Raw genomic sequence first — 14,305 nt, 5'->3', positions numbered from 1 at the left:
CACGAATTACATCTGTATCTTACAACATCTTTCGAACCACAATATGGGCAAATATATCTATCACTCCATCTAATCTCCCTTATAATTGCAATACACTCCTCATCCTTTGGTATGAATAACTTATATACTTCGACGCTCATAAAATTATATATCGCGATTATTATTTGTATATGTAATTGTAAGTGAAGATGAGCGATTGTTAAATATTATTATAATTATTATCTACTTAGGATATTTAAGAATTTTCATAAAAGGGGATACAATGATTGTCTTCAAAAACGCAAATATTGTTGATGTTTATAGTGGGGAAATTGTTGAGGGAAATGTTGTTGTTGAAAAAGACAAAATATCCTTTGTAGATCTAAATGACGAAATTGATAAGATAATTGAAAAAATAAAAAAAGAAGTTAAGGTTATTGATTTAAAAGGGAAATATTTATCCCCAACATTCATAGATGGGCACATACATATAGAGTCATCCCATATAATACCCTCTGAATTTGAGAAATTTGCACTAAAGAGTGGAGTTACAAAGGTTGTTATAGATCCTCATGAGATTGCAAATGTTCTTGGAAAAGAGGGTATTTTGTTTATGATGGACGATGCAGAGATTTTAGATGTTTATGTTATGATTCCTTCATGTGTTCCAGCAACAGACTTAGAGACAAGTGGGGCAGTTATTGATGCAGAGGATATTGCGGAATTAATAAATTTACCAAATGTTTTAGGTTTAGGGGAGGTTATGAATTATGTTGGGGTTGTAAATGAAGATGAAAAGGTTTTAAAAAAGATAGAGGTTGTTAAAAAAGCAGGAAAGTTAATAGATGGGCACTGCCCGCAGTTGAGGGGATTGGATTTATGCAAATACATTTCTCATGGCATTATGTCAGACCACGAATGTACTGAAGAAGAGGAAGTATTGGAAAAACTTAGGTTGGGATTGAAGTTAATGATTAGGGAAGGAACTGCATCAAAAAATATAAACCTACTTTCAATAGCAAAAAAAATTAACGATAAAAGAAACATTATGCTTGTTAGTGATGACGTTTCCATTAAAGATTTAGACGGCAGATACATGCTAAAAATATTAAGAAAGGCAACAAAATACATCTCCCCTATTGAGGCAATCCAAATGGTCACCATAAATCCTGCAAACTATTTTGGATTTGATGTTGGAATAAAACCTGGAAATGAAGCAAGTTTAATTATTTTTAATGATTTGGATAATTTTGATGTTTTGGATATTGTTGTTAAAGGAAGGTTTTTGGATGAGATTTTTAAAAAAGTTAAAACCAAAAACAACAAAATCAAAAAATCAACCATAAACTACCACTACAAAAAGAAAGAGGATTTTTTAATCGGGGGGATTGATTACGATATAAAAGATGGGAGTGTTAGGGCTATTGAACCAATAGAAGATTCTTTAATTACAAGAGAAATTGTTATGGATGTTGAAGAGGCAATAAAATTAAAAGAAAAAAATAAAATAAACAAAATATTTGTTTTAGAGAGGCATAAAAACACAAACAATATTGGAAAAGGATTAATTTTTGATTTTTTAAAGGAGGGGGCTGTGGCATCTTCCTATGCTCATGATTCGCATAATGTTATTGCTATTGGAAATAATGAAGATGATTTAGCGTTAGCAGTAAATTTTTTAAAAGATATTGGTGGAGGTTTTGTTGCAGTTAAGGATGGGGAAGTTGTTGATTATTTAAAGTTAAATATTGGGGGGATTATGGGGGATGATGGAAATTATGTTTTGGAAAAAACGCTGTCCATTGAAGATAAAATAAAAAGTTGGAGTAAATTTGGAAATATTTTCTTATCCATGTCTTTCTTCTCCCTTCCAGTAATCCCAGAATTGAAGATAACTGATAGAGGACTTGTAAAAGATATGAAAATTGTTGATTTGTTTATAAAAAAATAACTACCTAAACTTTAAAAAACCTTTAAAATAGTTTTCAAAAACATGTTTTACAACATAAGAAGGTTTATCCATATCCCCATGTTCGTTAATATACTCTATCAAACCACTATTTTTTATAAAGTTTAGGATTTTTTCTATTTGGTTGTTATTCATCTTTAAAAATATTTTCCTAATTTTTAAGCCGATATCAATTTCTCTTCCAATTTCCCTCTTCCAAAGTTTTTCATAGTTTTTTAGATAATCTAAATCATAGTCGTTTGATAGGTACTTATCAACAATCTCTCCACAAATCTTTGCACATCTTGCTCCGTAGTATAATCCCCCCCCTGTTAATGGTTTAACCTGCCCAGCGGCATCTCCAACTAAAAGGACATTATCTTTTACTGTCTTTGAATAACCGATAGGTAAAGCACCCACTGAAAATTCAGTAGTAGTTGCATTTTTGAGCATTTCTTTTGCTATTGGGTGGTTATTTATGAAATCTACTAATTTTTTGTAGCAGTTACCTTTATCACACAACCCAACCCTAACCCTATCTTTTCCCATTGGGATTATCCAAATAAAAAATTCTCTACTATAATCTTTATCAATAAACACATGCACAAAATCATCATCAATATCAACATCAACCATCTCAAACTGACAACTTGATAAAATCTCCCTATTTTTGTTGTTAATTAGTCCAATGGATTTCCCTATGGTGGATTTTGTTCCATCAGATCCGATGATAATCTTTGGAAATATTTCGAATTCCTCTCCCATATGGTTTAGAATTAATTTATACTTATTTTTCTCAATTTTTATTCTTCCATAAGTTTTTAATAAAAAATCAGCATGTTTCGATGCTCTTATTGCAATATCCTTATCCATAACTTTCCTTTCATAAACGTATGCCCTAATTTCTTCATTTCCTATATTTAGGGTTGTACCCTTTGCATGTATATACGCCCCTCTAATTTTATTTACACAACCTTTTGGATCCCCCAACTCTTTAGATCCTCTCTTACTCACTAACCCAGCACACTGTAGGGGAACTCCAATACTCTGATGTTCCTCAACAATAAGAACGTTATGGTTTTTTATGCTCTCCCCTGTTATGCATCCAACAGGTCCTCCTCCAACAATAACAACATCGTACTTTTCTAAATCCATGATATCCTCCATTTTTATGTACGTTTTTTCATATAACAGATATTTCAAAGAAATTATGGAATTTACAAATTGGAAGATTTTTTATTTTTAATATAAATCACTTAACACCATTAAATTTAGATAAAGTATATAAACTGGTGTGGTAACAAGTACTATCTAAATTTTACAAGTGAGGTGAGAAAATGTACTTACTTATCACCTATTTGTCAATCCTCTTTGTTGGGGGTTCTATCATAGCAAAAATTGCTGAAAAACTCAATATACCCGATATTCCCTTATTACTAATATTCGGGTTAATTCTCGGACCTATTGCTGGGGTAGTTCAGGAATCTTATGTTCAGAGTGTCTTTGGATTTATAGGAAACCTTGGTTTAATAATTCTTCTTTTTATAGGTTCATTTGAAATGGAGTGGGCAATTTTAAGAAGGGTTTTAGATGTGGTTCTGAAACTTGATATATTCGCATTGTTAATAACTTTGTTTATATCGGGTATAATATTTAACCTAATATTTAAATTACCTTTATTATCTATAATTGGGTTTTTGTTTGGATCAATAACCTGTGCTACAGACCCTGCAACATTAATTCCTATAATGTCAAAATTGGATATAAACTCAGAGATTTCTGTTATACTTGAGGCAGAGAGTGTATTTAATGACCCTCTTGGGATTGTGACAACAGTTTTATGCCTTTCTGCAATGGGGTTGTTGGCTACAAGTGAAAATCCATTGGTGGATTTCTTTACATTGGCTATAGGCGGGGTTGTTTTAGGTCTTATTGGTGGAAAATTTTATGAAATAATTGTATCAAAAATAAGATTTAGGGACTATATTGCACCATTTACATTGGGTCTTACGTTGGTCTTTTGGTGTATTGCAGAAGTAATATTTCCAAAACTAACTGGATATGAAATTAGTGGATTTATGACCGTTGCTATAATGGGACTATATATTGGAAATACGCTTGCAGAAAAATCTGAAAAGCGTGAAGAAATGGAAAAAGTGGCCACATTTTATAATGAACTATCTGTGTTTGTAAGAATATTAATATTCGTTCTATTGGGTGCAGGAATTTCATTGAATTTACTTACAAATTATGGCGTTCTTGCAATCTTATGTGCCTTAGGTTCAATATTTACAGCAAGACCTATTGGTGTATTAATAGCAACGGCAATTCCACCAGTAAGGTCAATAACTGAAAGAATATATATGGCTCTTGAAGGGCCAAGAGGTGTGGTTCCAGCCACGTTAGCGGCAATGGTTTATTCAGAAATAATGAACAACCCGTCTATAGTACCAGCCAGTATATCCCACATTATACCACCAAGTGAATTGGCAGGAGGAATATTGGTTGCTACCTTCATGACCATAATATTAAGCGTTGTTCTTGAGGCTTCATGGGCAGAAGTTCTTGCTAAAAAACTTCTTAAAGATTAATTTAGATTTAATATTATTTAATTAAAATTTTATTTATTTTTTGGTGGTTTTATGCTATATGTTATCGGCATTGGCCCAGGGGATAAAAGATATTTGACATTAATGGCTATTGAAGTGGTAAAAAATTCGGATGTTGTTGTTGGAAGTAGAAGGGCTTTGGATTTATTTGATATTGAAGAGGATAAAAAATACTACTTAACAAAAAATTTGAGGGAAGAATTAAAAGAGATAATAAACTCTACAAAAGACAAAAATATCAATGTTTCTATTTTATCTACTGGTGATCCATGTTTTAGTGGGTTGTTAAAGACGATATTAAGTTTAGGGGTTAAGAAGGAAGATATTGAAGTTATCTCTGGAATCTCATCCATTCAAATTGCAGCAGCAAGATTAAAAATATCTTGGGAGGACTATGAAATAATAACACTCCATGGAAGGGAAGAAAATAGAAGAAAATTGCTAAATCTAATAAAAAATAATCAGAAGGTTATTTTTTTACCAAGCAACGTAAAGGAAGATATGGAGTATCTAATAAATAATGGTGTAAATCCAGGGAAAGAAATGATTGTTTGTGAAAATTTAACCTATGAAAATGAAAGAATAGTTAGGGATTCTTTAAAAAATTTGCTAAAAATGGATTTTTCATATTTATGCATTTGTATTTTGGAGGGAGATAAATGAGAGAATTGCTACTAATTGGTATTGGTGGTTTTTTTGGAGCGATATTGAGGTATGTTATTGGAGGTATTATACCAGTTAAATTTGGATTACCAACAGGAACACTAACCGTAAATTTAATAGGAAGTTTTATCCTTGGATTTTTTATGTATTCGTCCATATTTTATATATCAAGTGATGTAAAATTCCTCATTACTACTGGATTTTGTGGGGCATTAACAACGTTCTCAACATTTTCCTATGAAACGTTTGCATTGATGGAAGATGGATTGTTAATTAAGGCAACATTGAATATCCTCATAAATGTTTTAGGATGTTTGTTTATGGTATATATTGGACGATTAGTTTCATTGATGATATTTAAGTAGATAATTAATTGGATAAGGGATTTTATGTGACTTTTTAATATTATTCAAATATTGAACTTAAAACAAAACAAAATATTCATTAATAACGTTAAGTACACAACCAATTACTTCGCTCAGTATGCATTGTAGGGGTGATTTAAATGATAAAAGCAAAATTATTAAGGATTTATTTGAGAGAAGGGGATAAGTATAGGGATGAGGCTTTATACAAATACATCATCAAAATCTTGAAAGAAAATAATATCTCTGGTGCAACGACATTTAAAGGCGTGTGTGGTTATGGCGTTAGGGGGATTTCAAGGTTTGATATTTTGAGGTTGTCTATGAATCTGCCAGTTGTGATTGAATGCGTTGATAAAGAGGAGAATATATTAAAAGTTCTACCAAAAATTACCGATATTGTTGGGAATAATGGACTCATATATGTTATGGATGTGGAGGTTTATAAAAAAAATAAGAACTAACACTTTTTTGCAATATTTCAATTTTTGAATGTATTGTATTTAAAAAAGGTTAAATTTAAATAATAATTTAATAATAAAAAGTTATCATAAAGTATTATGGAGGAAACAATGAAACTTCAAAAAATAAGAGAGGAACTGAGGAGTTACTTCATAGAGAGGGATGAGGAGGTAGATATTGCCTTAACTGCATTAATTGCGAATGAACACTGTATATTCTTAGGAAATCCTGGAGTTGCTAAATCCCAACTGATTAGAGCGATAGCATCCCACATAAATGCAAATTACTTTGAAAAACTTATAACGAGATTCTCTACAGAGGATGAACTCTTTGGACCTTTAAGTATTAAAGAACTCAAAGAAAATGATAGATTCGTTAGAAAAACAGAGAACTATCTACCAAATGCTGAAATTGCATTCTTAGATGAGATTTTTAAAGCAAATAGCAGTATATTAAACGCTTTACTATCAATAATGAATGAGAGAATTTACCACAACGGAGATGTTATCCAAAGAGTGCCTTTGATAAGTTTGTTTGGTGCATCCAATGAACTGCCAGAGGAGAATGAGTTGTTGGCATTTTATGATAGGTTTTTGTTTAGGAAGATTGTGAGTAGTATAAAATCCAAAGAGAATTTAAAGAATTTAATTTATTTGGATGAGGAGTATATTCCAAGCACAAAAATAACAACAGATGATATAAAAAAGTTACAAAAAAAGGCAGAAAAAGTTAATATAGATAATATAATTGATTATTTGATTGATATAAAGACAAAACTAAACCACAACAATGTATTCATTTCTGATAGGAGATTGAAGAAATCTATAAAGGCAATAAAAAGTTATGCTTTATTGAATGGAAAAAAAGAGGCTGATGAAGAGGACTTGGAAATCTTAAGGCATGTATTTTGGGATGAAGTTGAGGATTACATGGTTGTATCAAAGATTGTCTTTGAAGTTTCCAATTCCTACTCTCAATATGCTTTGGAGAAAAAAGAAGTGCTAAATCATCTAAAGAAAGAATTAAAATATATCGACACCAAACGAATCAAAAATTGCGGAAAGGACTACAACAAACTTATTGAAATCCTATGCAAAGTTGGCTGTATAAAATTAGAACTAAAAAAGATGAAGAATGAGGCAAAATCAAACAACAAAAAAACAGGGGTTATTGATAGGATATTAAAGGAAACTGAAGAATTTGATAAAATTATAGAGGGGCTGTTAAATGAACTATAAAAAAATGTTTAGATTGGGAAATAGATCAAAGTTAAAGGCATTAAAGGAAATATACAATAAAGATGTGGATGAAATTTTAGAATTAGAGATTTTGGAGGACGTATTTACTTTGGTGAGGGAAACAAAGGAGAAAGATCTTGAAGACATTATTTATGAGTTTCAAACCTTCGATCCAAAAAATAGGGAGATTATTGCTCTTGGTATAAAGATCATTGGAAAGGTGGGGGAGAAGTATGTTGAAGAGGTTTATAATTACATTCCTTTTCTCATAAAATCGTTGGATAGTGAATTTGAGGTAATAAGATATGCGAGTGCAGAGGCGCTTGCAAAAATCCCATCAAAACTAACCATCTATGCATATCCAAAACTCATTAAAAACATGGACAATAAGGTTTATGCTGATGCTTTGGTTTCTCTAATCTTTAAGGCAGAGAATAAGGAGGCAATATTATTGGAATTATATAAGAACTTTGATTCATTCTATTCCCTATATGTTTTGAAAAAAATAGCAGAAATTGATAAGAATTTAGTTTATGATTTTATTCCTTTGGTTTTAAAACATATCAACAAAGAGGAAGCAAAAGAATTTTTAAGATACCTAAAGGGATATGATGATAAGGTATGATAAATATGATAAGATGATTTGGAATGAAAACAAAGATAAATTAACATTTTACTTGGATGAGAAGGAGATGGAGTTGATTTTTTACTTATTCTTTAAATATCAGATAGAAATAATAAAAGAAAATCCACTAATAAATGCCATAATCAAAAATAGGCATTACAAAACCATTAAGGTAATTACTTCACTCGATGAAACGTGTTCTCTAATGGCAACCCAATACTTCTCTGAAAAATTAAGTGAGAAAAAGAAGAAAAAAGATGTTGAGGAGGGACTGGGGGAGATTTTAAAAGAAACTGCAACTTATATAGAAAACATTTCCTCATCAATAAACACACTCTGTGGAAGGGGAAAGGGGGAGAAAAGATACACAAACCCAAAGAAAAAATTAGAACTGGCAGAAAAACTTTTAAAGAATAAGAAGTTAAATGAACTTGTGAATAAACTTGGAGAATTCAGGAGGATGGCATTAAAAAAATATAAAACAAAAATAAAGCATTTTAGTGGAGATAGGCATAGGGTAAAGTATGGAAACGACTTATCAAAACTACTCCTAAATGAAATTAAAAACCTATCGGATGACATACTCTATATTGATTTTTTGAAGAGGTTTTCAGAGCATAGGATTTTGAACTATGAAATTTTAAACAATGAAAAAAGCAAAGGGGATTTTGTAGTTTGTTTGGATTTAAGTGGTTCTATGGGCGGTGCTAAAGAAGTTTGGGGCAAGGCAATAGCATTGTCCTTATTAGAGATAAGTTTGAGAGAAAAGAGGAAATTTGTGTGTGTTTTATTTGACGATGGTGTTAGGGAGATAAAGATATTTGACAAAAGACCAAACTCAAAGGATATTATTGAATTTGCTTCCATATTCTTTGGTGGTGGGACAGATTTTGAAAAACCTCTTAAGAAGGCATTAGAATTTAATGGAAATATTGTTTTCATAACAGATGGAGAGTGTGAGATGTCAAAGGCATTCATTGAATATATATTGGAGGAAAAGCATAAAAGGGGGATAAAGATTTTTTCATTCTGTATAAATACAAAACCAACTGTAAGTTTAAAAAAGGTATCTGATGAAGCAATAACCATATATCAACTAACATCAAAAAGTGCAGAACAGGTTTTTGATACAGTTTTAATGTAATTTAAATTTAAAGTTCTAAAAATTTTGTGGTGGAAATATGAAAGTCGTTGTAATTGGTGGAGGTACTTCGGGGCTTTTATCATCTTTGGCATTGGAGAAGGAAGGGCATGATGTTGTTGTTTTGGAAAAAAATAATATAGGGGGGTTATGTAGGAGTGAAAAGGTAAATGGTTACACAGTGGATATTGGAGTTCATGCAATCACCATGCTAAACAATGGACCATTGATAAGACTTTTGAATAAGTATGCAAGATTTATACCAAATTTTAAAGAATATGGGGACTATTATGTTAGAGAAAACAACGAGTTATACAAAATCCCAGTGTCTATGCAAGAATGGCTGACAACTCCTTTAATTCCCCACAAAGACAAAGTTCTAATCACAACAAAAATCATGGACCTAATGACAACCGGATTTACAAAAGACACCTCTGTTTATGATGTTGTTAGTGAAATGGGTCTGAGTGATGTTTCTATAAAGTTTTTTGATACTATTTGTTATTTTTTGAGTGGGGAAAATATGGAAAACACTCCGTTGTGGAGGTTGTTTACTGGAGCAGGTTATATACCAGAGGATGACATTTTGCCATTCATCTATAAGGATTTGAAGATAAATCCAATGAAATCAATATTGGTTAAAAAATTTAGCCCAGAAAAAGTTAGGAGTGTTTTATCTGATGGATTTTTAACAACCATAAAGAACAGTTCAAAAAAATACCTAAATAAATTTGTTAATGGGAGTAGGTATTGGACGCAAGGTTATCCTGTTGGTGGAGTTCAATCCATACGTGATTGCATTTTATACTCACTAAATAATACAAAAATCAAAAATGAGGAAGTTGTTAGCATTGAAGAGGAAAAAAATGGTTATGTTGTAAGTACAAAAGAGGACAACTACTATGCTGATGTGGTTGTTTTCTCCGCCCCATCGAGGTATCTCCCAGATATCGCAAAGGTTGATGAGGTTCAAAAATTAAAGGATAAGTTGAGAAACATAAAATTTACAAAATCCCTAACTGTCTGGATTGGACATGAGGAAAATCCATTCCCATATCTTGGATCTGAGGTGTGGATAGACCCACCTTGCTGGGCTACATGTGTAACAAATTACGACAAATCTCTCGCTCCAAAAGGGATGCATCTAATGGGATTTTCATTTGTGGGTATGAAAAAGAAAAATGCATTATCTGCAATCGAAAATAAATTAGGTATTGATATTAACAAAGCGGATATGGTGCATGTTCAAGAATCCATTCCTGAGCAGGCGTCATGTTGCATAGGGCAGTTCTTTGTTTATCCAAAAATAAAAGACAATTTCTATGTGATTGGGACTGACGCAGACCCAAGAAGTATGGGGATAACAAGAGCAGCATATTCTGTTGAAGTTATGCTATCAGAGTTTAAATGTGCTTTTAAAAAGAAATAAAAAAGAATTATTTATTTAATTCCTTCATTATTTCGTTGTAGATACTGAAGTCAAACAATATATTGTCAATTTCATTCTTGTCACTTACACCTTTGAGTTTTCCATCCATTGCTCCTTGTTTGTTCATTACATTAACGAATACGTATGCCCCTTCTTTCAATGGTTCTGGATTTGTGTCAAATTTCAGATGTGGTATTGATTCTTCTTCAACTTTCTCATTAACTCCAAGCCATTCTGCACTGTCTTTTATAGCCAATTCTTTGTTTTCATTAATTTCTTTTGTTGCCAACACTATGAGTTTTAAGAATGCCTTTACAGCATCTCTCTTGTTATTTAAAGCATCTTCTGAGGCTACAACAACACAGCATGGATGGTTTTTCCACATACTGTTTGGTGGTAATTCTCCACTGTAGATAATTGGTTTACCAATATTTTGGGTTTTTAAAACTTCTGGCATTGGTTCCCATGCAATTACTGCATCGAGTTCTTTTTGTGAGAGCATTTGCGGCATGGATTTTTGTCCTTTACAGTTCACCAATAAAACCATTGCATCTTTGTCATCTTTGTTTTCGGTGTATGTTATCCCTTCTGCCTCTAACGCCTTCTGTATCATAACGTATTGAATTGAAACTGGTAATGGATGACCTATCCTAACTTGTTCTCCTTTTGCATGCTGTTCTTTTATCCAATCTATAAATTCTTTCCAATTATTTACAGGAATGTCTTTTCTTACTACAACCGCTGAACCTTCTCCCTGCAAAGCACTTATGATTTTTGCTTTTGTTCCCTTGTCTATTGCAAAGACCGCTGGTGGGACCCCATTTAACCCAATGTCGATTTGGTTTTGAGCCATTAAGGTCATTATTTTTGCTCCACCTTCAACAACTTGAACCAACTCAACATCAGCAACCTTTTTGCCGTTTTCATATAACTCATATTTTTTCTTTGGTTCAATTTCTTTCATATATATACCATACTTATCCTTAAATAAATTCCCTTCCTTAGCAGCAACAAACAATGCTGCATGGTGATCTGTTGGGAGGTAAGCAACTTTTAATGTTGGGATTTCAGTTTTTGTCTCGTTTTGCATGCAACCGCTAAATAAAACTCCTGCAATAAGGATAGAACCCAAAAGTATTAGGTATTTTTTGATAATATCACCCCCTTTGACAAACATGAGTTAAGTAAAAACCAACTATATAAAATTTTTGATTTTTTTGCATATTATTAGCATTTTAAGAAAAAAATGTCGATTAATTTTTCTTATAAGAAAAACCATTTAAAAATTTGTTTTAGTTCTTGTGGATTTAAATTAAGTTGCTAATTTTTTGAAAAAAGTTTAAAAAATAAAAAAAGTTATTTTCTTCTCCTTCCTCTTTTTGCATTTATATCAAATGTCATTTCGGTGTTGCAGTTTTCACATTTTGGTATTGGGATTTGGGATGCCATACATGGACAGACATCCAATTTAAGCGTAACCCTTTTTTTGCAATTTGGACATATTAAATTCCACACAATCATAATATCACCCCACCTGTGATTAAACCTGCGATAGTTGAGAATATAACAACAAGTCCCAAGTAAGTTAATGCCTTTTTAACCCCCAAGATTCTTGAGATTGTTAAAATTGTAGGGATGCTTAAACTTGGACCTGCTAAAAGGAGAGCCATTGCAGGCCCCACACCCATACCCAATTCCATCAATGATTTTATAATTGGTACTTCAGTTAAAGTAGCGAAATACATCAAAGCCCCTATTGATGATGCCACAAAGTTTGCCATTATTGAATTTCCACCAACATACTGTCCAATTAATTTAGGTGGTATAACTGCCTTCAAAATTCCCGCTATCGCTACACCAATTAACAACAATGGCACAACCATCCTTGCGAGAATGAAGGTTTCTCTTAACCACACCTTTATCTCATCTGTTTTGAACCATTTTTTCACAACTACTGCAAGAACTGCTGCAAGGATAATTGTTAATAAATGCTTAACCAAAAATCCATCATACAATGGAACGCTTAAAATTGGCACTAACTTAGGTGAGGCAGTAATTATTAAAAGCATCATAAGTTGTATTAGGAAGAAGATTGCGGTTTGATAGGTAGGTCTTGTTGATATACTATCTGCTTTCCCTATTCTAAATTTTCTTTTCTTTTCATGGGATTTGAATATGAGTTCCATTGATAGGCCTATCAGTATAGACAACAGTATCGCAAACACTGCCCTTGTAAATCCAATTCTCCAACCAAGCAATGCCGCAGAGTAGAATATTGCAAGAACATTTATTGCAGGTCCAGAAAAGAGAAAGGTTGTCGCTGGACCAATTCCTGCCCCTCTTTTGTATATCCCAGCGAATAAAGGCAAGATGGTGCATGAACACACTGCAAGTAAGCATCCACTTACAGATGCAACTAAGTAGGATATGTGTTTTGGTGTATCTGGGCCGAAGTATTTTATTATGAAGTTTTTGTTTATCATTGATGCTATTCCACCTGCCATGAAGAAGGCAATTGTGAGTGCTATAACTCTGTTTAAATTCAAATAATCAATTAAAGTTTGTATTGCCACATTTAGCAAATATATCACATCCACACAATCACCTTTTTTAATTTTTATATGTTTGTTATAATACCATGCCTAATTTATAATTTTCGATATATCGATTAATTTCAATATTTTTCAAAAATATTCAAATATATAAATATACAAATAAAACCTTTGAATAATAAGATATTAATGAAAACTTTTACAGTATCTCCGAATATGCATTAGATATACACAACCGAGTATTACCACCATAATCAAAGGAAGGTTTGCAATACAAGTTTGCAAAGTCGTTAATTGATATAATAAATTCTTTTAAATTATAATTTAAATTATAAGGAATTTCGTTTTTATGTTTCATCCAAATCCAAAAGTTATGGATTATCGCTCTAAGGATAAATAGAAACAACCTACCTTTAAAGTCCTGATTTCGTTTTATTTTTAGGTCTTTAAACATTCTAAATCTTGTTTCTATATTCCAACGCTTTTTTATAGATTTTTTAGATAGTCCTTTGCATGTTCAAAATCAAGATTCGTTAAGAAAGTGTAATAAACGGTATTATCTTCAACGATTATTAATTTTGATATAAATATTTACTTATGAAATAATCGAACTTCCATTTATCGCCTTTTTATACTCTTTTTCGAGTGTAGTATTTTACTCTACCGTTCTTTGGGATAAAGCTTATGTAATTACAGTTGTATCTCAAAAATCTTTATGATGTTAAAGTCCTTAAACTCCCTATCGATTAAAGCTATAAGTTTCTTTGGGTTTATTTTTAATTCGTTAATAACAAAATCTAAAATCTCCTCTACATACTTAGATAGGGTCTTTTTATCAACTTCAATAATATCGCAATAAACTACTAAACGAATTTGTATGTAAAACACCTACGATATATTTATACGAACCAGAACTTCCCCTTTCTTTCTTAAATTTATGAATTATATTGCAGGTCTCTGAATATTTTCCATAATATCCTTCAAAGTGGGTATCTATCGATAAATAAACGTTTCTTTTTAATGTTTTTTTATATCGTCCCTTATGATTTAACATAAGATTTATATATCTCTTTTATCATAGTAATATCTGCGTTCTTTATGTATCGATAGTAGGAATCTACCGAAGGGTAATTTAACTTGCCAATCGTTTCTAAGTATGTGCTTTCCATGGCTTTAATTAATCCCTTTGTGTAGTCTTCAGTTCTATATATTTTCGGATTGGTTAGTATTCTACTAATAAAATCGTTTAAATAGTTAATAAATCTCAGTGCATAAATTTTTAGTTCATGAAATC

Annotated in this window: 16 protein-coding genes; 9 read left to right on the top strand and 7 right to left on the bottom strand. The window is 31.7% G+C overall.

All coding sequences use genetic code 11. The annotated features are described in order from the left end of the window. Positions 1 to 140 (bottom strand): transposase (locus tag METFODRAFT_RS10230; RefSeq protein WP_007044990.1); only part of this gene is annotated, 140 nt, incomplete at its 3' end. Positions 141 to 262: 122 nt separating this feature from the next. On the opposite strand from METFODRAFT_RS10230, the gene ade reads away from it, so the two are divergent. Beyond that, entirely contained in the window at positions 263 to 1,930 is a 1,668-nt protein-coding gene (gene ade / locus METFODRAFT_RS07570; protein WP_007044989.1) for an adenine deaminase, read from the top strand. Here ade and METFODRAFT_RS07565 read toward each other — a convergent pair whose 3' ends face one another. Next, positions 1,931 to 3,082, bottom strand: coding sequence for a geranylgeranyl reductase family protein (locus tag METFODRAFT_RS07565; protein WP_007044988.1), 1,152 nt, complete (start codon positions 3,080 to 3,082; stop codon positions 1,931 to 1,933). A 182-nt stretch (positions 3,083 to 3,264) separates the two neighbouring features. On the opposite strand from METFODRAFT_RS07565, the gene METFODRAFT_RS07560 reads away from it, so the two are divergent. From METFODRAFT_RS07560 to METFODRAFT_RS07525, 8 genes are all read left to right on the top strand, one after another. Beyond that, positions 3,265 to 4,518, top strand: a complete 1,254-nt coding sequence (locus METFODRAFT_RS07560; protein ID WP_007044987.1) for a cation:proton antiporter — start codon at positions 3,265 to 3,267, stop codon at positions 4,516 to 4,518. Positions 4,519 to 4,569: 51 nt separating this feature from the next. Continuing rightward, the gene (locus METFODRAFT_RS07555; protein WP_007044986.1) at positions 4,570 to 5,199 is read left to right on the top strand and encodes a cobalt-precorrin-7 (C(5))-methyltransferase; all 630 of its coding nucleotides are present in this window, start codon (positions 4,570 to 4,572) and stop codon (positions 5,197 to 5,199) included. After that, on the top strand, positions 5,196 to 5,564 hold the full coding sequence (gene crcB / locus METFODRAFT_RS07550; protein WP_007044985.1) for a fluoride efflux transporter CrcB: 369 nt from the start codon (positions 5,196 to 5,198) through the stop codon (positions 5,562 to 5,564). The genes METFODRAFT_RS07555 and crcB overlap by 4 nt, the downstream gene beginning before the upstream one ends. A gap of 140 nt (positions 5,565 to 5,704) precedes the next feature. Beyond that, the gene (locus METFODRAFT_RS07545; protein ID WP_007044984.1) at positions 5,705 to 6,028 is read left to right on the top strand and encodes a DUF190 domain-containing protein; all 324 of its coding nucleotides are present in this window, start codon (positions 5,705 to 5,707) and stop codon (positions 6,026 to 6,028) included. A gap of 108 nt (positions 6,029 to 6,136) precedes the next feature. Further along, on the top strand, positions 6,137 to 7,264 hold the full coding sequence (locus METFODRAFT_RS07540) for an AAA family ATPase (protein ID WP_007044983.1): 1,128 nt from the start codon (positions 6,137 to 6,139) through the stop codon (positions 7,262 to 7,264). Next, positions 7,254 to 7,889: a hypothetical protein gene (locus METFODRAFT_RS07535; protein ID WP_007044982.1), complete on the top strand. Its 636-nt coding sequence runs from the start codon at positions 7,254 to 7,256 to the stop codon at positions 7,887 to 7,889. The genes METFODRAFT_RS07540 and METFODRAFT_RS07535 overlap by 11 nt, the downstream gene beginning before the upstream one ends. Beyond that, positions 7,876 to 9,033, top strand: coding sequence for a vWA domain-containing protein (locus METFODRAFT_RS07530; protein ID WP_007044981.1), 1,158 nt, complete (start codon positions 7,876 to 7,878; stop codon positions 9,031 to 9,033). The genes METFODRAFT_RS07535 and METFODRAFT_RS07530 overlap by 14 nt, the downstream gene beginning before the upstream one ends. A gap of 37 nt (positions 9,034 to 9,070) precedes the next feature. Next, a complete protein-coding gene (locus METFODRAFT_RS07525) occupies positions 9,071 to 10,459 on the top strand; it encodes an NAD(P)-binding protein (RefSeq protein WP_007044980.1) in 1,389 nt (462 codons plus the stop codon). Positions 10,460 to 10,466: 7 nt separating this feature from the next. Here METFODRAFT_RS07525 and METFODRAFT_RS07520 read toward each other — a convergent pair whose 3' ends face one another. From METFODRAFT_RS07520 to METFODRAFT_RS11180, 5 genes are all read right to left on the bottom strand, one after another. After that, positions 10,467 to 11,636 (bottom strand): ABC transporter substrate-binding protein, encoded by a 1,170-nt coding sequence (locus tag METFODRAFT_RS07520; protein ID WP_007044979.1) that lies wholly within the window; start codon positions 11,634 to 11,636, stop codon positions 10,467 to 10,469. A gap of 179 nt (positions 11,637 to 11,815) precedes the next feature. After that, positions 11,816 to 11,980: a hypothetical protein gene (locus METFODRAFT_RS11070; RefSeq protein ID WP_007044978.1), complete on the bottom strand. Its 165-nt coding sequence runs from the start codon at positions 11,978 to 11,980 to the stop codon at positions 11,816 to 11,818. Then, positions 11,977 to 13,056: a permease gene (locus METFODRAFT_RS07515; RefSeq protein ID WP_007044977.1), complete on the bottom strand. Its 1,080-nt coding sequence runs from the start codon at positions 13,054 to 13,056 to the stop codon at positions 11,977 to 11,979. The genes METFODRAFT_RS11070 and METFODRAFT_RS07515 overlap by 4 nt, the downstream gene beginning before the upstream one ends. Before the next feature lie 645 nt (positions 13,057 to 13,701). After that, complete coding sequence (locus METFODRAFT_RS11565) at positions 13,702 to 13,899, bottom strand: hypothetical protein (protein ID WP_048115753.1); 198 nt, start codon at positions 13,897 to 13,899, stop codon at positions 13,702 to 13,704. A gap of 152 nt (positions 13,900 to 14,051) precedes the next feature. Beyond that, positions 14,052 to 14,305 (bottom strand): hypothetical protein (locus tag METFODRAFT_RS11180; RefSeq protein ID WP_007044976.1); only part of this gene is annotated, 254 nt, incomplete at its 5' end.

Origin of the sequence: Methanotorris formicicus Mc-S-70, from assembly GCF_000243455.1 — an archaeon.
Classification (GTDB): Archaea; AGJL01; Methanococci; order Methanococcales; family Methanococcaceae; genus Methanotorris; species Methanotorris formicicus.
Note: the sequence above shows the minus strand (reverse complement) of the source record. Positions and strands in the feature narration are given on the sequence as shown.